The 23,394-nt window shown below is 62.7% G+C and carries 22 protein-coding genes; 10 read left to right on the top strand and 12 right to left on the bottom strand.

What is annotated here, in order from left to right; genetic code table 11:
• Positions 1–2: 2 nt before the first annotated feature.
• Positions 3–2,030, bottom strand: a complete 2,028-nt coding sequence (locus tag A8B82_RS03570) for an NADPH-dependent 2,4-dienoyl-CoA reductase (protein ID WP_067288265.1) — start codon at positions 2,028–2,030, stop codon at positions 3–5.
• Positions 2,031–2,138: 108 nt separating this feature from the next.
• Between A8B82_RS03570 and A8B82_RS03565 the strand changes: the two genes are divergently transcribed.
• Genes A8B82_RS03565 through A8B82_RS03555 form a run of 3 tightly spaced genes read left to right on the top strand, consistent with a single transcriptional unit; the run spans position 2,139 to position 3,564 of the window.
• Positions 2,139–2,609, top strand: coding sequence for a GNAT family N-acetyltransferase (locus A8B82_RS03565; RefSeq protein ID WP_161489413.1), 471 nt, complete (start codon positions 2,139–2,141; stop codon positions 2,607–2,609).
• On the top strand, positions 2,606–3,088 hold the full coding sequence (locus A8B82_RS03560; RefSeq protein ID WP_067288263.1) for an RNA pyrophosphohydrolase: 483 nt from the start codon (positions 2,606–2,608) through the stop codon (positions 3,086–3,088). Before A8B82_RS03565 ends, A8B82_RS03560 begins: the two co-directional genes overlap by 4 nt.
• The gene (locus A8B82_RS03555; protein ID WP_067288262.1) at positions 3,088–3,564 is read left to right on the top strand and encodes a hypothetical protein; all 477 of its coding nucleotides are present in this window, start codon (positions 3,088–3,090) and stop codon (positions 3,562–3,564) included. The genes A8B82_RS03560 and A8B82_RS03555 overlap by 1 nt, the downstream gene beginning before the upstream one ends.
• 43 nt (positions 3,565–3,607) lie before the next feature.
• On the opposite strand, the gene A8B82_RS03550 is transcribed toward A8B82_RS03555, so the two are convergent.
• From A8B82_RS03550 to nth, 3 genes are read right to left on the bottom strand one after another with little or no spacing between them, the layout of a single operon-like run.
• Positions 3,608–4,204, bottom strand: coding sequence for a GNAT family N-acetyltransferase (locus tag A8B82_RS03550; RefSeq protein WP_067288260.1), 597 nt, complete (start codon positions 4,202–4,204; stop codon positions 3,608–3,610).
• Between the two features lie 3 nt (positions 4,205–4,207).
• Complete coding sequence (locus tag A8B82_RS03545) at positions 4,208–5,197, bottom strand: adenosine kinase (RefSeq protein WP_067288259.1); 990 nt, start codon at positions 5,195–5,197, stop codon at positions 4,208–4,210.
• Positions 5,194–5,838, bottom strand: coding sequence for an endonuclease III (gene nth, locus A8B82_RS03540; protein ID WP_067288674.1), 645 nt, complete (start codon positions 5,836–5,838; stop codon positions 5,194–5,196). Before nth ends, A8B82_RS03545 begins: the two co-directional genes overlap by 4 nt.
• Before the next feature lie 100 nt (positions 5,839–5,938).
• On the opposite strand from nth, the gene A8B82_RS03535 reads away from it, so the two are divergent.
• From A8B82_RS03535 to A8B82_RS03525, 3 genes are all read left to right on the top strand, one after another.
• Positions 5,939–6,799, top strand: a complete 861-nt coding sequence (locus A8B82_RS03535) for a methylated-DNA--[protein]-cysteine S-methyltransferase (protein WP_067288257.1) — start codon at positions 5,939–5,941, stop codon at positions 6,797–6,799.
• Positions 6,800–6,926: 127 nt separating this feature from the next.
• Positions 6,927–7,598 carry an OmpA family protein gene (locus tag A8B82_RS03530; RefSeq protein ID WP_067288671.1) on the top strand — a complete coding sequence of 224 codons (672 nt, stop codon included), beginning with the start codon at positions 6,927–6,929 and terminating at the stop codon, positions 7,596–7,598.
• 136 nt (positions 7,599–7,734) lie between these two features.
• Positions 7,735–8,271, top strand: coding sequence for an NADPH-dependent FMN reductase (locus A8B82_RS03525; RefSeq protein ID WP_067288255.1), 537 nt, complete (start codon positions 7,735–7,737; stop codon positions 8,269–8,271).
• A gap of 35 nt (positions 8,272–8,306) precedes the next feature.
• Here A8B82_RS03525 and A8B82_RS03520 read toward each other — a convergent pair whose 3' ends face one another.
• Positions 8,307–9,338, bottom strand: coding sequence for an NAD(P)/FAD-dependent oxidoreductase (locus A8B82_RS03520; RefSeq protein ID WP_067288253.1), 1,032 nt, complete (start codon positions 9,336–9,338; stop codon positions 8,307–8,309).
• Positions 9,339–9,395: 57 nt separating this feature from the next.
• On the opposite strand from A8B82_RS03520, the gene mnmD reads away from it, so the two are divergent.
• Together mnmD and A8B82_RS03510 are read left to right on the top strand one after the other, a co-directional pair.
• Entirely contained in the window at positions 9,396–10,070 is a 675-nt protein-coding gene (gene mnmD, locus A8B82_RS03515; RefSeq protein WP_067288668.1) for a tRNA (5-methylaminomethyl-2-thiouridine)(34)-methyltransferase MnmD, read from the top strand.
• Entirely contained in the window at positions 10,067–10,954 is an 888-nt protein-coding gene (locus A8B82_RS03510; protein ID WP_268873789.1) for a DMT family transporter, read from the top strand. The genes mnmD and A8B82_RS03510 overlap by 4 nt, the downstream gene beginning before the upstream one ends.
• Here the strand turns inward: A8B82_RS03510 and A8B82_RS03505 are convergent.
• On the bottom strand, positions 10,901–12,868 hold the full coding sequence (locus tag A8B82_RS03505) for a lytic transglycosylase domain-containing protein (protein ID WP_067288251.1): 1,968 nt from the start codon (positions 12,866–12,868) through the stop codon (positions 10,901–10,903). The two genes, A8B82_RS03510 and A8B82_RS03505, sit on opposite strands and share 54 nt — an antisense overlap.
• A 135-nt stretch (positions 12,869–13,003) precedes the next feature.
• On the opposite strand from A8B82_RS03505, the gene dapA reads away from it, so the two are divergent.
• Positions 13,004–13,879 (top strand): 4-hydroxy-tetrahydrodipicolinate synthase, encoded by an 876-nt coding sequence (gene dapA, locus A8B82_RS03500; protein ID WP_067288249.1) that lies wholly within the window; start codon positions 13,004–13,006, stop codon positions 13,877–13,879.
• A gap of 90 nt (positions 13,880–13,969) precedes the next feature.
• Entirely contained in the window at positions 13,970–15,139 is a 1,170-nt protein-coding gene (locus A8B82_RS03495; protein WP_067288248.1) for a M20 aminoacylase family protein, read from the top strand.
• Positions 15,140–15,157: 18 nt separating this feature from the next.
• Here the strand turns inward: A8B82_RS03495 and A8B82_RS03490 are convergent, their stop codons facing one another.
• The 6 genes from A8B82_RS03490 to xsc all read right to left on the bottom strand — a co-directional run bounded on the left by A8B82_RS03490 (position 15,158) and on the right by xsc (position 23,321).
• Positions 15,158–16,030: a dimethyl sulfoxide reductase anchor subunit family protein gene (locus A8B82_RS03490; RefSeq protein WP_067288243.1), complete on the bottom strand. Its 873-nt coding sequence runs from the start codon at positions 16,028–16,030 to the stop codon at positions 15,158–15,160.
• The gene (locus tag A8B82_RS03485; RefSeq protein ID WP_067288238.1) at positions 16,030–16,776 is read right to left on the bottom strand and encodes a 4Fe-4S dicluster domain-containing protein; all 747 of its coding nucleotides are present in this window, start codon (positions 16,774–16,776) and stop codon (positions 16,030–16,032) included. Before A8B82_RS03485 ends, A8B82_RS03490 begins: the two co-directional genes overlap by 1 nt.
• Positions 16,777–16,855: 79 nt before the next feature.
• Entirely contained in the window at positions 16,856–19,669 is a 2,814-nt protein-coding gene (locus A8B82_RS03480; protein WP_067288236.1) for a molybdopterin oxidoreductase family protein, read from the bottom strand.
• Between the two features lie 18 nt (positions 19,670–19,687).
• On the bottom strand, positions 19,688–20,446 hold the full coding sequence (locus A8B82_RS03475; protein ID WP_067288234.1) for a sulfite exporter TauE/SafE family protein: 759 nt from the start codon (positions 20,444–20,446) through the stop codon (positions 19,688–19,690).
• Positions 20,439–21,539 carry an acetate/propionate family kinase gene (locus A8B82_RS03470; protein WP_067288231.1) on the bottom strand — a complete coding sequence of 367 codons (1,101 nt, stop codon included), beginning with the start codon at positions 21,537–21,539 and terminating at the stop codon, positions 20,439–20,441. The genes A8B82_RS03475 and A8B82_RS03470 overlap by 8 nt, the downstream gene beginning before the upstream one ends.
• A gap of 3 nt (positions 21,540–21,542) precedes the next feature.
• Positions 21,543–23,321, bottom strand: a complete 1,779-nt coding sequence (gene xsc / locus A8B82_RS03465) for a sulfoacetaldehyde acetyltransferase (protein WP_067288228.1) — start codon at positions 23,319–23,321, stop codon at positions 21,543–21,545.
• Positions 23,322–23,394 lie beyond the last annotated feature (73 nt).

Here is a 23,394-nt window from a genome sequence, read left to right as displayed (position 1 = left end):
GTTCAGAGCGCCGCAGCCAGCCGCGTGCCCTGATTGATCGCGCGTTTCGCGTCCAGTTCTGCCGCGACATCCGCACCACCAATGACGTGGCAGGTCTTGCCCCTGGCCTCCAGCGCATCAGCCAGGGACCGGTCCGAAAGCTGCCCCGCGCACAGCACGATTGTATCAGCCGCGATCAAGGTCGGGTTTTCGCGCGCCTCGCCAAAGCTGATGTGCAGCCCGTCAGCGTCAATTTTTTCATAGTTTACGCCTGCGATCATCTTGACCTCTTTCATGGTCAGGGATGCACGGTGAATCCAGCCTGTGGTTTTTCCCAGGCCCTTGCCCACCTTGCTGGTCTTGCGTTGCAGCATTGTGACCTCTCGGACAGGGGCGTCGGGCTGCGGGCCTTCCGGTGCAAGACCCGCGCGGTGTTCCGCCGGGTCAGACACTCCCCATTCGCGCATCCATTCGGGCAGGTTCAGCGTAGTACTTTCGCCATCGTGAACAAGGTGTTCGGAAACGTCGAAACCGATACCTCCCGCGCCGATGACAGCCACACGCTGGCCTACCTTTGCAGTGCCGTTCAGCACGTCGATATAGCTGACGACATTGCCGCTGTTCTGGCCCGGAATTTGCGGGTCGCGGGGGACGACGCCGGTGGCAATGATCACCTCGTCAAAATCGTCCAGATCATTGGCAGAGACCTCGGTGTCGAGTTTGACCATGATGCCATGGACCGCGACCATGGTGCGATACCAGTCGACAAAGCCCCAGAATTCCTCCTTGCCCGGAACCTGCTTGGCGAGGTTCAACTGGCCACCGATCTCTGACGCCCGGTCGAAGATGGTCACCGAATGGCCGCGCTCGGCGGCGGTGATGGCCGCCGACAGGCCCGCGGGCCCGGCACCGACAACGGCGATGGATTTTGGCGTCGCGGCCGTCTCGATGGTCAGTTCGGTTTCATGGCAGGCGCGCGGATTGACAAGGCAGCTTGATAACTTGCCGCCAAAGGTATGGTCCAGACAGGCCTGGTTGCAGGCGATGCAGGGGGCGATCTGGGCGGCCTGTCCCTCCATCGCCTTTTTCACGAAATCGGCGTCTGCCAACATGGGGCGGGCCAGGCTGACCATGTCGGCACAGCCGTCCGCCAGCACCTGTTCGGCAACGTCGGGTGTGTTGATCCGGTTGGACGTGATCAGCGGGATGCCGACCTTGCCCATCAGATTTTTCGTGACCCAGGCAAAGGCAGCACGCGGCACGGATGTTGCGATGGTCGGAATCCGCGCCTCGTGCCAGCCAATGCCGGTGTTGATGATGGTGGCACCTGCCTTTTCGATCTCCTGCGCCAGTTGCACGACCTCGTCATAGGTTGACCCGTTCGGGATCAGGTCGATCATCGACAGGCGGTAGATGATGATGAAATCGGGGCCCACCGTTTCGCGGACACGTTTGACCACCTCGATCGGCAGGCGCATCCGGTTTTCATAGGAGCCGCCCCATCGGTCGGTGCGCTTGTTGGTGTGGCTGACAAGAAACTGGTTCAGGAAATATCCTTCGGAGCCCATCACCTCGACGCCGTCATAACCCGCATCCCTGGCGCGTCCTGCGCAGGCCACGATGTCGCTGATCTGTTTTTCGATACCCTCTTCGTCCAGTTCCTTGGGAGCGAACATCGAGATGGGGGATTTGATCGCCGAAGGTGCCACGCAGTCGGGCGAGAAGGCATAACGGCCCGCGTGCAGAATCTGCATCGCGATCTTGCCACCCGCTTCGTGCACCCGCTTGGTCATGATGCTGTGGTTGGACACATCCTTGTCATTGATCATCATCGCAGCACCATGCGCAACGGACCCTTCGGCGTTCGGCCCGATGCCGCCGGTGACCATCAGCCCGACCGCGCCGCGAGCACGCGATGCGTAGAACTCCGCAACGCGGTTCCAGTCGCCGGTTTCCTCAAGCCCCGTGTGCATGGACCCCATCAGCACGCGGTTTTTCAACGTGGTAAAGCCAAGATCGAGGGGGGCGAGCATATGCGGATAGCTGGACATGGATAATCCTTTCTGGCTTGCGGGAACTTGCGCGCAAGAACACCCGATCCGGAGGCTTGTGTCACGGCGGACGCAGCGTCATCCTGACCATTGGTAATGATCGCAGCAATGGAGGCAAGGATGCAGGTGCGCGCGCGGCCCGATGAGGGTGAGGTCGATGATGCGCTTGGCCGGATCATGTATGATGCGATTCATCACGGTCCAAGCCAATATTCGCTGGCCGAAAGGCAGGCCTGGCTGCCGACACCGAACGCGGGCGAAGGATGGCGCGCGCGGCTGTCGGCGCAAAAGGTCTGGGTCGCCTATGACAAGACCGGTCCGGTTGGTTTCATGACGCTTGACGGGGATTATATCGACCTGGCCTTTGTTGCCGCCGCCTCGCAGGGCAGGGGTGTTTTCAGGGCCCTTTTTGCGCAGGTTGAGGCGGCGGCGCGCGGTCAACGGCGGCTTTGGACTCACGCCAGTCTGATGGCGCAACCTGCCTTTCTGGCGGTGGGTTTCCGTGTTATCCGTCACGAAAACGTGGCCCAGGGCGGTGAGGTTCTGCGCCGCGCAGAAATGGAGAAGATGCTCGCATGACCCCGGAAGAGATTGCCATACTGCCCTATCGTCCCTGTGTCGGCGTGATGCTGGTCAACGCGGCTGGCGAGGCCTTTGTGGGGCAGCGCAGGGACCGCGACCAGGACGCCTGGCAGATGCCGCAGGGTGGGATCGAAAAGGGCGAGCCCCCGCGCGAGGCGGCGCTGCGCGAATTGGAGGAGGAAACCGGCGTTTCGCGCGATCTGGTGACGGTGATGGCCGAAACGCGGGGCTGGGTGCCCTATGACCTGCCGCATGATCTGGTGCCGAACATCTGGAAAGGCCGGTTTCGCGGGCAGGAACAAAAATGGTTCCTGATGCGTTTCACTGGCACGGACGATCATGTGAACATCGAAACCGAGCACCCCGAATTTTCCCGCTGGCGCTGGATGCCAATGGATCAGCTTGTGCCCAGCATCGTTCCCTTCAAGCAGGCGGTTTACCGCGCTGTCGTAGATGAGTTCGAGGAGTATCTGTAATGCGATTTGTTGCCCTCATGCTGGCCCTGTGCGCCCCGTTGCCGGCACTTGCCCTGTCATGTGTTGCCCCATCGGTCGAACGCACCTTTCACGAGGTCAATGAGGCCAAGGACGAATACGTCGTTGTGCATGGACGGCTGACGCTGGATCAGCGCAAGCTGCCAAGTGACGGTTCGACCCAGTCAAATCCACCCAAGATGACCTTGGTGCCTGCCACGCTGAGCGGAACGTCGCTGAGCGCGTCGGGGTTTCATACCCCCTTTGATAAGGACATCATGCTGGAAGTCGCCTGCTTTGGTCCGTGGTGCGGATCAGTCGCCAATGGCGCGGATGTCCTGGCATTTGTTCGCCGTGATGGCGGGCAGTATGCCTTGGGGATCAATCCTTGCGGTGGGCATGTGTTTACCCCGGTACAACCGGCGCAACTGAAACAGGTGCGACAGTGCTTCACGGGCGGGGCGTGTAAGAAGAAATAGCCTTATGCTGCGGCCCGATGCCGCCACCTGATGCCGGGCCCGCTCAATCCGGCCTGAAGATCGGAACATGGCTGGCCGCCTCAGTGGGCAGGACACCGGACAAGCGCGGATCATCTTCGATTTCGATCTGCTGCCGGTAGGGGGCAAAGCCGTTGCGTATGTAGAACCCCAGGGCCTGCGGGCTGTCCAAGGTGCAGGTATGCACATGAAACCGGGTGATTGGGGCGCGCCACGCCAGTGAAATCGCCTGGTTCATCAGGTATCGTCCGGCCCCTGAGCCGATCAGGCTGGGTGCCAGCCCGAAATAGGCAAGCTCACAGGAACCTTCCTCGCGGAAGTCCAGTTCCAGGATCGCCGCGTCCTCACCATTCTTCCGCAACGTATGGAATGTCACCTTGGGATCATCCAGGATCGCCTGCAGTTCGTCCTCCGGCATCATCCTGCGGCCGAACCAAAGCCAATCGCGCCCGACCCGGTCAAACAGGGCCCTGTAGCGGGCCACGTCTGGCGTGATCTGTTCGAATGCCAGCCCGGCAGGCAGATCGACCGGCCGCATATGTGGTTTTGCCTGCATCTGCAGATGCGTGACAACCATCGCCACCTTGCCCGGCGGTACATCGTGCAGCCCGTCAGCGATCATGGTTCAGATCAGGCCTTCGGTCCGGAACCGCGCCAGCATGTCCGCTTGCGGACGCGGCCCGATGTGGCTGATCACTTCGCCGGCGCAGAGGTTGCCCATGCGACCGCAGGTTTCCAGATCGGCCCCTTTGGCGAGGCCGAACAGGAACCCGGCCGCGAATTGATCGCCCGCGCCCGTGGCATCCACCGGGGTGATTTTCTTGACCGGCACGTCGACCCGCTCACCATCGCGGATCAGGGTTACCCCGTCGCCCGAACGGGTACAGACTACAATGGGACAGATCGCTGCTGTCCTGCTGATCGCCTCTTCCAGATCTTCGGTCTGGAACAGTGATTTCAGTTCGGCCTCGTTGCCGATCACATAGTCGAGGTCATGTTCGATCAGGGTCAGGAAGTCCGCGCGGTGGCGCTCGACGCAGAAGGGGTCCGAAATGGCGATACCCGCCATCCCTCCCGCCGCCTTGGTCGCGCGCGCGGCCTCGCGAAAGGCGGTCTTGCCTGCGTCCTCATCAAACAGATATCCTTCGAGAAACATCATCTTTGCATTGCCCGCGACATCACCCGACACATCCCCCGACCCCAGGCCGGTCGAAATGCCCAGATACGTGTTCATCGACCGCTCACCGTCGGGGGTGACAAAGATCATGCTGCGCGAGGTCGGCATTTCGCCCGAGGTGACGGGCGGATTCACAAAGTCGATCCCGTGGTCCGACATGGCGCTGGCATAGAACTTGCCCAGCGCATCGTCACGCACGCGCCCGATAAAGCCCGTCTGCAACCCCAGCGCCCCGGCCCCCGCGATGGTATTGGCCACCGACCCGCCGGGTGTCTGCACCCGTTCGGTCATCGCGCCATAAAGCGTTTCACCGCGCTCGCGTTCCACCAGCTGCATGATGCCTTTTTCGATCCCCATGTGATCGAGAAAGCTGTCGTCACATTGGGTAATCACATCCACAACGGCGTTGCCGATGCCAACAAGGTCATAGGTCTTCATATTGTCTTTTCCTCAAAGGGGCAGAGATCACGGATAATGCAGGTTTTGCACAAGGGTTTGCGGGCTTTGCAATGGTAGCGACCGTGCAGGATCATCCAGTGATGCGCGTGCAACTGGAAATCCGCCGGTATGTTGTCTTCGATGGCGCGTTCCACCACGTCCACGGTCTTGCCCGGCGCAATGCCGGTGCGGTTTCCGACGCGAAAGATATGGGTGTCCACGGCCTGCGCGGGCTGCCGCCACCACATGTTGAGAACCACGTTGGCGGTCTTGCGCCCGACGCCGGGCAAGCCTTGCAGGGCGGCGCGCGAGTTTGGCACCTCGCCGCCATAGTCATCGACCAGGATCTGGCTCATTTTCATGACGTTCTTGGCCTTTTGCCGGAACAGGCCAATGGTCTTGATGTGTTCTGTCAGGCCCTCGACGCCCAGTTCGACCATCTTCTCTGGCGTATCGACGAGTTTGAACAGGCTGTGCGTTGCCTTGTTCACACCGGCATCGGTGGCCTGCGCGCTCAGGGCGACGGCGACCAGCAGGGTGTAGGCGTTGACGTGATGCAATTCTCCCTCGGGCTCTGGATCAGAAGCCTGGAAACGCAGGAAAATCTCGCGGATCGTATGGTAGTCGAGCTGTTTTGCCATATCGGGCATATGACGCAGAAACGGGGGCGGGGGCAAGGCATGGCGACAAAGGCGCATGTTTCGGGTCGCCTGGGCGCTGCGGGCAGCTTAGATTGATGGCATGACACAGAATGCTTCCTCCTTGGCCGATGACGGCTACCACTTCGGCGTGATGCGCCGGGCGATTGATTTGATTGATGCGTCGGAAGAGCCCCTGACGCTTGAGGTACTGGCGGCGCGGATGGGCATGTCTCCCGCCCATTTCCAGCGGGTGTTTTCGCGCTGGGTTGGCGTGTCGCCCAAAAGGTATCAGCAATACCTGATGCTGGGACAGGCCAAGCAGATGCTGCGTGACCATGCGACAACCCTGCACGCAGCCCATCAGGTTGGCCTGTCAGGGACCGGGCGTCTACACGACATGTTCCTGCGCTGGGAGGCGATGAGTCCGGGCGATTTTGCCCGCAAGGGGGCGGGGCTCACGATCTATTGGGGCTGGTTTGACAGCCCTTTTGGCCCGGCGCTGGTCATGGGGACTGACAAGGGGATCTGCGGCTTGGCCCTTGCCGCCGAGGTCGGCGAAGAGGCGGCGATGGAGGATCTGACCGGTCGCTGGCCATTGGCAAACTTTGTCGAGGACCCGATGCTGCTGCAGCCCTGGGTGCTGGCGGCCTTCGGTGCGCAGGAGGGCAGGCTGGAAAAGGCACCGCTCTATCTGATCGGCGCGCCTTTCCAGATCAAGGTATGGGAGGCGTTGCTGCGCATCCCTTCGGGACAGGTCACGACCTATTCCGATATTGCCCAGGCAATCGGCAGCCCGCGCGCGGTCAGGGCGGTCGGCACGGCGGTGGGCCGCAACCCCGTCAGTTGGTTGATCCCCTGCCACCGGGCGCTGCGCAAATCCGGCGCGCTGGGCGGCTACCACTGGGGCATGCCGGTCAAACGCGCGATGCTCGCCTTCGAGGCCGCCCGCGCGGAGGCGTGAGACAGCCCTGTTAGGCGGGATGCTGCCGATTGAAAATTCCCCCTGAACGCGGGCCGTTTGCACACTATATATGCGCTACATCGAGATGCCGCGCCCGAACGCGGCCCCAAAACCAAAGGCAGTAGATATGATTTCTTCCAAACTTTCCCTCGCCGCGCTGATCGCAGGCGCGCTGACCCTCAGCGCCTGTACAGAACCAGGCCAGTTGGGTGCGGGTCCCAACGATCCGAACCAGAAAACCAAGAATGGCGCGCTGATCGGGGCCGCGTCCGGCGCAGTTCTGGGCGCGCTGACCGCCGATGATGGCAACCGGGGCGACCGCGCTCTTGCCGGTGCTCTGCTTGGTGGTGCCGCAGGGGCGGGTATCGGCTATTCGCTGGACAAGCAGGAGGCCGAGTTGCGCCGCCAGATGGACAGCCGCGTTGTGATCACCAACACCGGTGACCGTCTGATCGTGACCCTTCCGCAGGACATTACCTTTGCCACCGACAGCACCGCCGTGCAGCCGGGCATTCAGGGCGACCTGAGGGCGCTGGCCCAGAACGTGCAGGTCTATGCGAACTCCACGTTGCAGATCGTCGGTCACACGGACAGCGACGGCGACGCTGCCTATAACCAGACCTTGTCCGAAGGTCGTGCGAATGCGGTCGCAAACGTGCTTTACGCAAACGGCGTTCCGGCAAACCGGGTCCAGACTTTCGGGCGCGGTGAAAGCCAACCGGTTGCAAGCAACCTGACGCCGCAGGGCAAGCAGCAGAACCGCCGGGTCGAGATCGTCATTCTGCCCAACGCCCGCTGATCGCTGCGAGCCCCGCATCGGGGCACCCGATTGCCACATTTACGCACAGAGCCCCTGCATATCGCGGGGGCTCCTTGCTTTTCTGCGCCTGTGCCCGACTTTATGGAGGACGTGAATAACAGGAAGGCAGATTGCCATGACCAAGCCAAAACTCCTCGGGATTTCCGGATCGCTCCGGGCCGGGTCTACCAATACCCTTCTCTTGAGCGAAGCCGCACGGCTGTTCGGCGCGGCAGAATATACGCAAGCCGATATTCGCTTTCCCTTGTATGACGCCGATGAACAGGCAGCACAGGGCGTGCCGGATGCAGTGGTCAAGGTTGCCCGACAGATCGAGGCGGCGGACGCGGTGATCATCGCTACCCCGGAATACAACAAGGGACCGTCGGGCGTGATCAAGAATGCGCTGGACTGGATCAGCCGGGTCGACTTCAAACCATGGAACGACAAACCCGTCGCCGTGATGTCGGCGGCTGCCGGTCGCGCGGGCGGGGAACGTGCGCAGATGATCCTGCGGGGCTTCATGGTGCCTTTCCGCCCCCGGATCCTGCAGGGGCCCGAAATTCACCTGGCGGGCAGCGGTGATCAGTTTGACGAGACGGGCAAGCTCAAGGGCGAGATTTACGTCAAGGAACTGACCGATCTCATGCAGGCCCTGCGCCGCATGATCTGACCGGCCCGCCGGACACGGCGTTCATGGCGAACTTGCTAGAGGTTGTCTTCGACCCGAAAACCATCGGGGATGGCATCGACCCCTTCCAGCATGAGATCAGCCATAACCTCAGCCACCTTGGGCGCCATCCCGAACCCGATCTTGAAGCCGCCATTGGCGATGAAGTGGCCGGGTCTGTCGGGCCATGGCCCCAACATCGGGGCGCGGCTGCGCGTCCGGGGCCGCACCCCGGCCCAGCGGGCGATCACAGGTGCATCCGCCAGCACCGGCACCGCAACGCGGGCGCGTTTTATCACATCATCCAGTTGCGCGTCTGTCCGGTCCGGGCTGTCATAATCCCGTTCCGAGGTGGACCCGACGGCGACAGTCCCGTCCTGGTGCGGGATGATGTGAACCCCACCCGCGAACAATTGCGGCGCGCCCTTGGCGTCATATTGCAGCAGGGCAGCCTGTCCTTTGACGCCTGCGCCGATCATGCGGTGATGACCGGCGTTCATCTGTTCCAGACCGGCGACCCCTGTTGCCCAGAGGGTTGCACCTTCATCGGCACCTTCAGCGGTGACCGTGACGCCATGGGCCGCAAGGGCGCGCACCAAAGACGCGCAACCCTTGCGCGGATGCACAAGCCCGCTCAGCGTATCGCGGATCAAAAGACCGGTGGCACTGACCGGTTCCCAGTCCGCGCCACTGGCCGGGATGACCTGCCAGGTCGCGTGATTCTGCCACAGTTCATGTGCGGTTCCGGCGCGGACCCGCGCAAGTTCCAGCAGATGCGGGTCGGCGATGGGTTGCAGGCGACCATGCCGCGCATAGCCGCTGTCGCCGCCGCCCGCTGCGTCCACCTCGCGCCAGAACGAGGCGGCCATCAACAGGCTGTCCAGTTGAAACGCCTTTTTCGGGTTCCAGTTTTCCGGCACATGTGGGGCCAATGCGCCGACAATGCCGCCGCTGCTGCCTGCTGCGGGCCCATGCGGGTCTATCACCTGCACTGTCGCGCCGCGCCGGACGCAGGCCCATGCAATCGACAGGCCGAAAACTCCCGCGCCACGGATGGTGATATCATGCATTGCCATTCCCCGCCTGTTGTCGCACATCTGGCGCAACTCTCCCCAGCGGGCAACCCCATGCAGCAGCAGTCCGATCCGATCACCTGGCGCGACGGCAAAATCCCCGTCTCCACCCGTTTCGACGACCCGTTCTTCAGCCTGGACGACGGGATCGCAGAGACGCGCCATGTCTTTCTGACCGGCAACGACCTGCCGGCGCGGTTTCGCGATGATTTCGCCATCGGCGAATTGGGGTTCGGCACCGGACTGAACCTCTTGGTTGCTTGGGATGCCTTCGCCGCTGCGATGCCGGGGGCGACGCTGCGTTTCACCAGTTTCGAAGCCTTTCCCCTATCGCCCGAAGACATGGCCCGCGCGCATCGTGCCTTCCCCGCATTCGACGACAAGCGCGATGCGCTGTCAGCGGTCTGGACCGGGGCGGACGGATCATTCGATCTGCCGGGGTTGCGGCTGAACGTGATATTTGGCGATGCGCGCGAAACGCTTCCACAATGGACTGGGCATGCCGATGCATGGTTCCTTGACGGTTTCGCCCCTGCCAAGAACCCGGAGCTTTGGTCGCCCGATCTGATGGCAGAGGTCGCCGCGCATACGGCGCAGAACGGTACGGCGGCGACGTATACGGCGGCGGGCGATGTGCGGCGGGGGCTGGCGGCTGCGGGCTTTGACGTGCATCGGGTGCAGGGATTTGGCCGCAAGCGGCACATGACGCGAGCGAGGATTGCAGGGTGAGCCAGGGCAACAATACTCCGCTGGGCATCGGCCTGATGATCGCGACCACATTTGTCTTTGCGGTTCAGGATGGCCTGTCGCGGCATCTGGCGTCGGAATACAATGTTCTGATGGTCGTCATGATCCGCTATTGGTTCTTCGCCGCCTTCGTGATCGCGATTGCGGGGCGCAAGGCGGGCGGTGTGCGTGCGGCGGCCCGAACCTCGCAGCCGATCCTGCAGGGATTTCGCGGTTTCCTGCTGGCCACCGAGATTTGCGTCATGGTTTTTGCCTTCACCATTCTGGGGCTGGTGGAAAGCCACGCGGTCTTTACCTGCTATCCGTTGTTGGTGGCGGCACTGTCGGGGCCGATCCTGGGGGAAAGTGTCGGCTGGCGGCGCTGGGCGGCCATTGCCGTGGGGTTTGTCGGCGTGCTGATCATCCTGCAACCGGGGATGAGCGTCTTTGACCCCGCGGCGCTGATCCCCCTGCTGGCGGCTGCCATGTTCGCGGTCTATGGCCTGCTGACCCGATATGTCGCCAAGAAGGATTCAACGGCCACCAGCTTCTTCTGGACCGGTGTCACAGGTGCCGTCACCATGACCCTCGCAGGTGTCTGGTTCTGGGAACCTATGGCCGGTTCTGACTGGCTGATCATGGCCTGCCTCTGTGTGACGGGCATTTCCGGCCACTGGTTGCTGATCCGCGTCTATGAAGTGGCAGAGGCCAGTTCGGTACAGCCCTTTGCCTATTTCCAGCTCGCCTTTGCCGCCGTCATCGGGCTCAGCTTCTTTGGCGAAACCGTGCGTGCAAACGTGGTTGTGGGGGCCGCCATCATCGTGGCGGCAGGGCTATTCACCTTTTGGCGCGAACGCCTTAAGCGTCGACCCGGTCAGCTCCTCTGAGAAGGGCACCGGCAGCGGGTCCTTGCCCAGCCTTGCGCGATAGGTCGGCAGGCTTTCCGTGACCCGCATGATATAGTTCTGGGTTTCGCGGAACGGCACCATCTCGACCCAGTCAACGATGTCGACCTCTCCCTTGCGCGGATCGCCATAAAGCTGCATCCAGCGCGGCGGACGCGCGGGGCCCGCATTATAGGCCGCCGACATCATCACCACATTGCCATCGAACCGCCCCGCCATCTGGCTGAGGTAGGTTGCCCCCAGCCGTGCGTTGTAGTCCGGGTCGGCGATCATCCTGTCGGTGGTGTGCAGGCTGCTGATGCCCAGGTCACGCGCGATATCGCGGCCCGTGGCCGGCATGATCTGCATCAGGCCCCGTGCGCCCACCGCGCTTTGCACCACCGGGTCGAATTCGCTTTCCCGGCGGGCGATGGACAGGGTCATTTCCGGGGCCATGGGCAGATCCATCTCGACCAGTGAATGCAGTGGGTAATAGGGTGCTGCGACGGTCAGCCCCCGTTGCGCGGCGCGTTTGCCGATCATCACCGCCAGATGGGGCTGGTCGATGTCGATGGCCGCCTGTCCCAGCAGATGCAGGTCCTCTTCGACAAGCTGATCGGCAAGGTGGGTCCAGAAGCGTTCAGCCAGGCTCAACTCACCCGAAGCCTGAAGCAGCAGACCTGCCTCGAACAGCGGGGACTTGGCCAGCGCCGAAGTGCGCCAATCCTGTTCGGGTTCCGGTCCTGCAAGGCTGGTGTCGAACGGCAGCCCGCCGCGTTCCGCCGCCAGCAGCCCGTAAAAGGCGGTCTGAAACTTTGCGCCCATGGCATAGGCCTTGGCGGCCGCTTCGCTGTCGCCCATCGCCTCAAGCGCCCGGCCGCGCCAATAGCCCGCCCGCCCCTGCGAGATCGGAGATTCAACCGCGCTGTCGTGGTTGCTGAAGTGTTTCAGGGCCGTTGCCGGGTCTTTGAGGAAACGCAGCGCGATATAGCCGGACAACCACTCCAGATCCGCATAGTCCGAACCTGGCAGCAGAAAATGCCGGGACGCCATGCGATAAGCGACCTTCGGGTCGCCAGAGCGCATTTCCCCCCGCGCCAGCGCGCGCCGCCGGTTGCCCCATTTGTCGGGCCTGCCCAAGGCTTCAACCGAGGTAGAGCGCTCCAGCATCAGATCCTTGGCGTCATCGACCAGGTTCTTGCGGATGCGCCATTCAAAGCGGTCATGCTGCAACCCGGCGTTGGTCTTTTTGGAGGCAGGCAGGGCGTCGATCATCGCGTTTACGTTGCCTTGCAGGTTTTGCAGGGCGATGCGGGTTTCGGCCAGCGCGATGTCATCCTTGCCCACCAGGTCGAACATCTGCCGCGCCTCGGCATGGTCACGGTCCCACAACAACGCCTCCATCCGGGCAACGTGGTGGGGTTTCAGCAGCTCGGCATGGTCCTTCAGGAACAACGCCTGCGAGGTCGCATTCATCGGCATCGTGCGCCATGCCAGAACCAGGTCGGCCTGTGCATCGCCCAGCTTTCCCGCCTCGGCCAGGGCGGCGGCATGGGCCAATACGCCGCGGGGTGTCTGCGGGGCGACATTCTTGAAAAAGGCCAGGATGGCTTCATTGCCCGCCTCGATAACCGCCTCTTCACTCTGTCGGCGCAAATAGTCTTCTCCGGGCCAGTCGGATCGGCGCGCAAGGAAGTCCCGGACCTCGGCATAGGTGCCGCGGCCCGCGCGCAGGCGGTGCCATTCGATCACGTCTGCCGCGACCTCTCCGTCGCGGGCAGCGATCATCCTGGCCGTTTCCCAATTGCCGTTACGCAGGGCGTCCATCGCCCAGCCCAGGGGGCGCGGGCGCTGTTCCGCCGCTGCCGCAAACGCGACAGTGCAAACCAGCATCATGGCAGTCAGAAGTCGTGTCATCGCTTGAGTTTCCATGGGTCAGGGGCTAGAGGCTTTCAACATATGGCATGCTGAGGTGAGTTCAAATCACTTGGCCGTGCCTGACAATGTATTCCAGTCCGGCAGCCCGCCGGCCAGCACAAAAGGAGCGTGCAAATGTTCAAAGGCTCACTGCCTGCCCTCGTCACGCCGTTCAGGAACGGCGAGCTGGATCTGGGTACATTGAAGAAACTTGTGGAATGGCACATCGGTGAGGGGTCGAACGGTCTTGTCCCGGTGGGCACCACTGGCGAATCCCCCACCCTGACACATCGCGAGCATGAGCAAGTGGTCGAAGAGGTGGTAAAGGCAGTGGCGGGCCGCATCCCGGTGATTGCCGGGGCCGGTTCGAACAACACGCTTGAAAGCATCCGGCTGGCGCGGCATGCCGAAAAGGTGGGTGCAGATGGCATTCTGGTGGTCACACCCTATTACAACAAGCCGACCCAGCGGGGGTTGATTGCGCATTTTACGGCGATCCACGATTGCTGCGACCTGCCGATCATCATCTATAACATTCCGCCCCGGTCGGTCATCGACATGGTTCCGGCGACCATGGGCGAACTGGCCAAACTGCCGCGTATCGTCGGGGTCAAGGACGCGACCGGCGATCTGGCCCGTGTCAGCGCCCAACGCATCACCTGCGGCAAGGATTTCATCCAGCTGTCCGGCGAAGACCCCACCGCGCACGGCTTCAACGCGCAAGGTGGCGTCGGCTGCATTTCTGTCACGGCCAATGTCGCCCCCCGGTTGATCAGCCAGATGCAGGCGGCCTGTGCCAAGGGTGATTACGCCGCAGCGCTGGAAATTCAGGATCGCCTGATGCCGCTGCACTCTGCCGTGTTCACCGAGCCGGGTCTGGTTGGTGTGAAATACGCGATGTCGCGGCTTGATCTGTGCAGCGAAGAGGTGCGCCTGCCGCTGACCGGTCTTTCCGACGAGACCAAGAAACTGGTCGACGCTGGCCTGCGTCACGCGGGGCTGATGAACTAGTCCCAATCAGGGTGGGTTTCGCCCGCTCTACACATCCTCCGAAAGCAGGCGTAGGGTTGGACAACCCCACGCCTGACCGGAGTGCCCGACATGAACATTCTACCCACCATCGCCGCGAGCAAGGACGAGCTTGAGGCGATCTTTCGCGATCTGCATGCGCATCCCGAGATCGGCTTTACCGAGGTTCGCACCAGCGGCATTGTCGCGGAAAAGCTGCGCGAATACGGGGTGGACGAGGTTCATACCGGGTTGGGCAGGACCGGTGTCGTCGGGGTGATCCGGGGCAAGGGGCAAGGCAACCGGCGCGTGGGCCTGCGGGCGGACATGGACGCGCTGCCGATCCACGAGGCAACAGGTCTGGACTATGCCTCCACCACACCCGGCGTCATGCATGCCTGCGGGCACGACAGCCACACCACCATGCTGCTTGGTGCGGCGAAACATCTGGCAGCGACACGTGATTTCGACGGAACGGCGGTTGTCGTTTTCCAGCCCGCCGAGGAGGGGCTGGGCGGGGCGCGGCAAATGCTGGCGGATGGTCTGTTCGACCAATTCCCCTGCGACGAGATTTTCGGCATGCACAACGCCCCGAACGGCAAACCCGGCAAGGTCGGGATCTGCAAGGGTGCCGCAATGGCCGGTGCTGCATTTTTCGACATCAATATCAAGGGCAAGGGCAGCCATGCGGCCCGGCCCAGCGACAGCAAGGACAGCCTGATCATCGCCGCGTCACTTGCCAGCGAGCTTCAGACAATCCTCAGCCGGAACGTCCCCGCGCAAGAGGTGGTCGTGCTGTCGGTGACGCAGTTGCACGCGGGATCGGCCTATAACATCGTGCCTGAAACCGCGACGCTTGCGGGCACTGTCCGGTATTTCAAGGACGAGATCTATGCGCTGGCCGCTGCGCGTATGCAGGCGATCTGCGATGGTATGGCGGTGATGCACGACGTCGAGATCACGCTTGAACTGCGCAATGTGTTCGACGTTCTGATCAACGACGACGAACTGTCGGATGTCTATATGCAGGCGGCAGGCGACATCGTGGGAACAGAGAACCTGGACCCGAACACCCCGCCGGTGACCGGATCGGAAGACTTTGCGGACATGCTGCGGGTGATCCCCGGCGCCTATTGCACCGTGGGCCATGCAGGCACCGTGGGGCTGCACAATCCGGGCTATGTGCTGGACACATCTGTCCTGCCCGTCGGCGCGTCGGTTATGGCGCGTGTGGTGGAGCGGCGGTTGCCCCTTTCGGCCTGAGCCGGACCGGGGCGCAGATCAGCGTTTGCCGTAGTAGAGGCCGACCACATGTTCGGCCTCGGCAAAAAACAGCCAGCGGGAGGTCAGAACACCTGCCACATGCGCCAGCACCGCCAGCGCTGCCAACAGGTGATTGAAGGGCAGCAGCAGCAGGATAACCGGCAGGACGATCATCAGGCTCATTGCGATCACCCGCAGTTTTTGCGCGTGTTTGCGACCGATCTGAAAGACGAACTCACGCAGCAGGTAGTTGGTGCCTGTATGCGGCGGTTCGAACGCGCGGACCTGTCCGATGTTGCCCAATTGCGTGGCGCTTGCGATATCGGTCCCGGATTGCTTGAACGCCTTGTCGCCCAGCAGCCATGTCGCGGCCTGAACCGCGCCAGCAGCGATCAGCAGGACGATCCCCCATGTGATCTGACCGGCAAGCAGGGCACCACCGGCAAGACTGAGCGACAGGAAATACACCGGGGTCAACGGCAGGTTCCAGCGTGGCACCGTCTTGAGCTGGGTATAGATCATGGCGGTGGTGAACACGGTCCCAAGGGACAGCAGTGCCCCCAGCATCCCGACGGGCTGCCAGGAGGCATCGAAGAACACCAGACCCGCGCCATGGACCGCCATCACGATCAGGGCGGCAACGGCACAGACGCCTTCACGGCTCAGCCAGCTGGAACGCCATTGCGTGAACGCCTTGAGCGCCCGTTCCGGGTGACCAAGGTGGAAGGTCGAAGAGATCAGACCGCCAACGGCCAGAAGGTAGGCGATGGTGAAAAAGGCAAAGGCGGACCAGCCGCTGACCGCAGGGACACCGAAGCCCAGCCAGAACAACAGGCCGAACCCCAGGCCGGAAAAGGTCGAAAATGCGATGACGGAAGGGGCGGGATGCATCAGAGTTTCTCCAGTGCCTTGTCGAGCCAGGCAAGGAAGCCTGTGGGCTCCTGCGCCACGGGTTCAAGGAAAGGGGCCAGCACGTCGATTTCCGGTAGCGTATCCTTTGGCCGTGGCGGCAGGTATTTATTGACGGGCTTCGTGCCCTGTTCGGGCATCAGGTCCACGCCGCCACGCTCCGCAACCAGGCGGCTGACATCACTGTCGGGATCGCCCAGGTCGCCGAAGTGCCGCGCGCCTGCAGGGCAGGTCCGCACGCAGGTCGGGGTACGGTCCACCTCCGGCAGATTTTCGTTATAGATCCGGTCCACGCAGAGGGTGCATTTCTTCATCACCTTCTCTTCCATGTCCATCTCGCGCGCCCCGTAGGGGCAGGCCCAGGCACAAAGGCCGCAGCCGATGCAGTCGGACTCGTTGACCAGCACAATCCCGTCTTCGACCCGTTTGTAACTGGCACCGGTGGGGCAGACGGTCACGCAAGGCGCATCCTCGCAATGCAGGCAGGACTTGGGAAAATGGATCAACTGCGCATGGCCTTCGGCCGGTTGAACCTCGTAGCTGTGAACGCGGTTCAGGAAGGTGCCCGACGGGTTGCTGCCATAGGCGTCCTGGTCACTGAGCGGCGCGCCGTAGTTCTCTGTGTTCCAGCCCTTGCAGGAGATCACGCAGGCATGACAGCCGACGCAGGTGTCGAGGTCAATGACCAGGCCCAGCTTCTTGCCGGTGGCGGATGGGAGGGTGGTCATCTGATGCGCTCCGTTGTCGGTGTTGCGCCGGGGCGCTGCCCCGGACCCCGGGAAAATTTAAGCCCAAAAAGAAAGGGGATCATTTGCCGACCTTCCAAGCCAGATTGTCCGGGGCTTGCGGGACAGGCGACTCGATTGGCGGATATTCGGGCCGGGATTCCCTGGGGGCGTCGGTCTTTTCGATGCGCACTTTCAGGTCGAACCAGGCCGCCTGGCCGGTGATCGGATCGGAGTTGGCCCAACGCAGCCCGTCCCCCTTGGGGGGCAGCAATTCATGGATGAGATGGTTCAGCAGGAACCCCCTGGTGGCCTCTGGCGCGTCCTTGTCCAGCGCCCAGGCCCCCTTGCGCTTGCCGATGGCGTTCCAGGTCCAGACCGTGTTCTCGTTCAGCGCGGCCATCTCCATCACCGGCACGGTGATTTCTCCGTGCGGCGAGGTGACCCGCGCCCAGTCGCCATCCGACAGGTCGTGCAGGCGCATCAGCTTTGTCGGCAGGTACAGCGGGTTGTGGCCATGCAACTGACGCAGCCAGGCGTTCTGGCTGCCCCAGGAATGATACATTGCCATCGGTCGTTGGGTGAGGGCATTGATGGTGAAACCCTCGTTGCCTTGCTGGTCGGTCTCGTACCAGATCGGCAGGGGTGACATGGTCGCCTTGATCCGGGCGCGCAGATGTTCGGGTGGCTGGCGGTCGCCATGTCCTTCGGCGGCAAGCTGGAATTTGCGCATCGGCTCCACGTAGAGCGAGAACAGATAAGGCTGCGGGCTGTCGTAGAGCCCCAGCTTCACTGCCCAGTCCTGATAGGCCCGGTTCCAGGGTTTGTAGTAATTTGCGCCTTCGGGGATGTGTTCGGCAAAGAAGCCGCCATTGGCGATGTAATTGTCAATCTGCCCGGCGTTGGGCGCGCCGCGTCCCGATTGCAGGCCGCTTTCGCCCATCCGCCAGCCGGCCAGCGGGCCGATGCCGGGGCGGCGCTCGTGGTTGGTGATGTAATCCGCGTAATCCGCATATTTCTGGCTGCCATCTTCGTTCACGAAACCGGGCAGGCCCAGTTTCGCCCCCAGATCGCAAAGCGCGGATTGAAAGCCCTTCACATTGCGGTCCGGCTCCACCACCGGCCAGCGGATCGCATCGGCGGCCGCGTCAGCCTCGCAGATCGGGCGATCCAGCAGGGAAATGCAATCGTGCCGTTCCAGATAGGTCGTGTCGGGCAGGATCAGGTCGGCATAGGCCACCATTTCCGAACTATAGGCGTCCGAATAGATGATATGCGGGATCACGTATTCGCCGTTTTCGTCCTTGTCGGTCAGCATCTGCATCACGCCGCCGGTGTTCATCGAGGAGTTCCACGACATGTTCGCCATGTACATGAACAGCGTGTCGATCTTGTAGGGATCACCCGCGTGGGCGTTAGAGATCACCATATGCATCAGCCCGTGGGAGGACATCGGGTTTTCCCAGGTAAACGCCTTGTCGATGCGTGCAGGCGTGCCGTCTTCCTTCAGCGCCAGATCCTCCGGGCCGTGCACAAAGCCGAGGTGCGGGCCGTTCAGCGGTGCACCGGCGGTCATGCCGACATGGGGCCTGGGGTGGGCCGTCGCGGGTTTCGGGTAGGGCGGTTTGAAGCGGAAACCGCCCGGCACCTCAACCGTGCCGAGGATGATCTGCAGGACATGCAGCGCGCGGCAGGTCTGGAAACCGTTGGCATGGGCCGAGATCCCGCGCATCGCGTGGAAACTGACCGGGCGGCCAATCATCGTGTCGTGCGTCTCGCCCCGGAAGTCGGTCCATTTGTGGTCCAGTTCGAACGCCTCTTCAAAAGCGACTCGGGCAAGTTCCGACGCGATGGCGCGGATACGGTTTGCGGGCAGGCCGCAACGCTCTGCGACAGCCTCGGGGGCGTAATCCTCGCTCAGGTACATTTCGGCCATCTTGTGAAACACGGGCCGGTGGGTCACACCCTTCGCGCGGTGCGTGGCGGACAGGTCCGGCTTCACACCGGGCTGGTCATAGGGTGTCAGCTTTTTCGTCACGCGGTCCATGACCAGTTGCTTGCCGTCCTCGTCGCGCAGGTAAAGCCCGAATTCCGGTGACTTTTCGTCCCCGTTCACCAGAACCGGGGCGTCGGTATATTGCGCAAGGTAATGCAGGTCGATCCTGCCCGCCTGCATCAGACAGTGGATCATCGACAGGATGAACAACCCGTCGGTGCCCGGCGTGATCCCGACCCAATCGTCGGCCACGGCGTTATAGCCGGTGCGGATGGGGTTGACCCCAATGACCCGCGCGCCACGTCCCTTGATCTTGCCGATCCCCATCTTGATGGGGTTGCTGTCGTGATCTTCGGCCACGCCGAACAGCATGAACAGCTTGGTATGGTCCCAGTCGGGCTGGCCGAATTCCCAGAACGCGCCGCCCATGGTGTAGATGCCTGCAGCGGCCATGTTGACCGAACAGAAACCGCCATGTGCCGCATAATTCGGCGTGCCAAAGGCCTGCGCCCAAAGCGACGTGAAGCTTTGCGACTGGTCGCGCCCGGTGAAGAACGCCAGCTTTTCGGGATTTGACTCTCGGATCGGTGTCAGCCAGTCGGCGGCGATCTGATAGGCTTCGTCCCAGCTTATTTCCTCGAACGCGCCCGACCCTCTGGGCCCCACGCGCTTCAGCGGCGCACGCAGGCGCGCGGGCGCGTTGTGCTGCATGATCCCCGCCGACCCCTTGGCGCAAAGCACACCCTTGTTCACCGGATGGTCACGGTTGCCCTCGATATAGGCGACCTTGCCCTCCTTGAGGTGAACGTTGATGCCGCAGCGGCAGGCGCACATGTAGCAGGTCGTCTTGCGCACCTCGTCCGACACTTTCGGGCTCAGGTTCAGCTTGGGCTGGTTCATCACTCGGTCCTTTTCGGGTCAGATCAGGCTGCGGGTCAGCGAGAGGATCGCCAGGCCGATCAGAAGGCTGAGGCAGAAAGGTTTGTAATAGGGTTCCCACCTCGGATTAAAAAGCTTGGTGCCGAGCCAGACGCCAAACAATGTCAGGGGCAACAGGAACACGGCAACCTGTACTGCCGCAAGGGTCATCACGCCAAACGCCAGAAGATATATCAACGACCCCAGAGAGCCCACAAAGAGGAATAGCACCAAAGTGCCACGCATGGCGCGCGCTGTGTCGTTCTGGCTGAGCACGTAAAGCGCCACCACCATCCCGCCCACATGTGCCACGCCAGAGACGATGCCAGCCAGCAATCCGGCTATCAATGTGCCGCCACGGGTGGCAAGGGCGGGGATGTTGACCTTGAGCATCTGTAGAGCGGCCAACACAAGTATCATGCCCAGTGAAATGCGGCCTGACGTAGTGACGGGCAGGCTTACCGTCAGCCAGAGGCCCAGCGGCCAGCCGATCCAGTTGCCTGCCACCAGAAGACCCGCACGGGTTCTGTTCGCGGCTTGCCAGCCGCCGCGTGCCATCAGCAGGCTGGCCGCCATTTCCTGAAACCACAGGATCGGGATCAGCAGGATCGGCGCGATGAAACTGGCCGCCGCCGCCATCACCAGCGCCGACAGGGCAAAGCCCGCGAACCCCCGCACAAGACCCGCAGCGAACGTGATGCCAAGAAGCAGTGCCATGTCGACCGGGGTGAAGGGCAGGGGGAACCACGGATCAGGCATCGGCGGTGTCGATGCCGGTCAGATCCGCGGCATGCATGGCGATATGCGCCTCTTCGGCGGCGGGGACGACATGGACGGGCAGGTCTCCGGCCCAGCGCAGCAGTTCGGTGATGCGGGTGCGGATGTCCGCGTCGTTCTCGCCGATGCCGCCGGTAAAGGCGATGGCGTCGCAGCCGCCCATGGCCGCGAACATCGACCCGGCCTGACGCGCGGCCCAATAGGCGAAATGATCGCGGGCGAAGGCGGCCCGAGGCGTATCACTGGCGGCCAGTTCACGCATGTCGCCGCTGAGGCCCGACAGCCCCAGCAACCCGCTCTGAGCGCTGAGGATCTGATCGGCCTGCGGCAGCCCGACGCGCGAGACCAGCTCCAGCACCGCGCCGGGGTCGATCACGCCGACGCGGGTGCCCATGGTGAGCCCCCCGAGGGGCGAATAACCCATGGTGGTGGCGACAGACACGCCCTCCCGGATCGCGCAGAGCGAGGCACCGTTGCCCAGATGCAGTGCCAGCAATCGCGCGGGCAGCGGCGCGCCGGTCATCTCCGGCAGGGCACGGGTAAGTGCTGCATAGCTGTTGCCATGAAAGCCGTAGCGCCGCAGCCCGCGCGTGGCAGGCAGGTCGGGCAGAGCGTATCGCCGGGCGACCTCGGGCACTGTGGCGTGAAAGGCGGTGTCGAAGCTGGCCACCTGCGGCAGCGTTGGGGCGGCCTGCGCGATCCAGTCGATGGCAGCCAGCTGATGCGGATTATGCAGCGGTGCCAGCGGGATGCAGGCCTCTATGCCCGCGCGGACCTTGTCGGTGATGCGCGTCGGGGCGGTGAATTCATCGCTGCCATGCACCACGCGATGCGCCACCAGCGCGAGCCGGTCCAGCGCTGCACCTTCCGCCGCGAGCGCATCCGCCACCGCGCGCAACGCGGCGGCATTGTCCGGCAGGGACAGGGCGCGCGGCGCTCTGCCATTGACTTTCACTGCACCCTGCGCGCCGATCCCCGTCGCCTCGACTCGCAGCATCTCGCGGAAATGCGCGCCGAAAAGCGCGCATTTGATCGACGAGGAACCCGCATTGAGGACGAGTATAGGCCCCGGCACAGCTCAGACCGACTGCGGCCGCATGTCGGACTTCGAGATGCCCGCAACACTGACCGGCTTTTTCATCGCGTCGCGGCGGAAGGGTTCACCCAGTTCCTGGTTGATCATCGCCTCGATCAGCGTGGTTTTGCCGTGGTTCATCTGGTCGTCGATCGCCTTTTTGAGGGCCGCCGTCAGTTCATCCATGTCGCGCGCCACGACGCCTTGCAGCCCGCAGGCCTGGGCAATGCCCGCATAGGACACATCGGTGTCCAGTTCGGTGCCGACGAAATTGTCATCGAACCACAGGGTCGAGTTCCGCTTTTCCGCGCCCCATTGGTAGTTGCGAAAGACAATCTGCGTGACCGCTGGCCATTCCCCGCGTCCAATCGCCGTCAACTCGTTGACCGCGATGCCAAAGGCCCCGTCACCGGCAAAGCCCACGACCGGCACATCAGGTTGGCCGATCTTGGCGCCCACGATGGCAGGCAGGCCGTAGCCGCAAGGCCCGAACAGACCGGGTGCCAGATATTTCCGGCCAGCGTCGAAATCGGGATAGGCATTGCCGATGGCGCAATTGTTGCCGATGTCCGAGCTGATGATCGCCTCGCGCGGCAGCGCCGACTGGATCGCGCGCCATGCCATGCGGGGTGACATCCAGTCCGGCTTGTCCTTGCGGGCGCGTTCGTTCCAGGTGGTGCCCGGATCGTCGTCTTCGTGGTCCATCGAGGACAACTGCTGCGCCCAGGTTGATTTCGCCTTGGCAATTCTTGCCTTGCGATCTGCGCGTCCGGCGTCGCCCGCATCTTCGGAAAGCTGGTTCAGGATGCCCTTGGCCACCTTGGCCGCGTCGCCCACGATGCCCACCGTGACCTTCTTGGTCAGGCCAATCCTGTCGGCGTTGATGTCCACCTGGATGATCTTGGCGTCCTTGGGCCAGTATTCCATGCCGTACCCCGGCAGGGTCGAGAAGGGGTTCAGCCGGGTGCCGAGGCACAGGACCACATCGGCATCCTTGATCAGCTCCATGCCAGCCTTGGACCCGTTATAGCCCAGCGGACCTGCAAACAGCGGATGCGAGCCGGGGAAGGCGTCATTGTGCTGGTAGCCGACACATACCGGGGCATCCAGCCGCTCTGCCAGCGCCTTGGAAGCGTCAATGCCGCCGTCGGACAGGACCACGCCCGCACCGTTCAGGATCACGGGGTTCTTGGCCCCGCTCAGCAATTTGGCCGCTGCAGTGACAGACCCCTCGCCGCCGGAGGAATGTTCGAACTCCAGAGGGTCGGGGATGTCGATATCCACCACCTGGGTCCAGAAATCGCGCGGGATGTTGATCTGGGTGGGACCGGCCAGACGCTTGGCCTTGGCGATGACGCGGGTCAGGACCTCGGCCACGCGGGTCGGGTCGCGGACCTCTTCCTGATAGGCGACCATATCCTCGAACAGTTTCATCTGCTCGACTTCCTGAAAGCCGCCTTGGCCGATGGTCTTGTTCGCGGCCTGGGGCGTGACCAGCAACAGCGGGGTGTGGTTCCAGTAGGCGGTTTTCACGGCAGTGACGAAGTTGGTGATTCCGGGCCCGTTCTGTGCGATCATCATCGACATCTTGCCGGTGGCGCGCGTATAGCCATCGGCCATCATCCCGGCCGAACCTTCATGGGCGCAATCCCAGAACATGATACCTGCCTGCGGAAACAGGTCAGAGATCGGCATCATCGCAGACCCGATGATACCAAAGGCATTGTCGATGCCATGACGTTGGAGAACTTTTACAAATGCTTCTTCGGTCGTCATTTTCATGGCAGATCTTCCTTAATATTTCGTGAGGCGCGCGATTCTCGGGTGTCTGGTTCACCCTAGGGGGCAATATTCC

The sequence above is a fragment of the Sulfitobacter sp. EhC04 genome (assembly GCF_001650875.1).
Lineage (GTDB): Bacteria > Pseudomonadota > Alphaproteobacteria > Rhodobacterales > Rhodobacteraceae > Sulfitobacter.
Note: the sequence above shows the minus strand (reverse complement) of the source record. Positions and strands in the feature narration are given on the sequence as shown.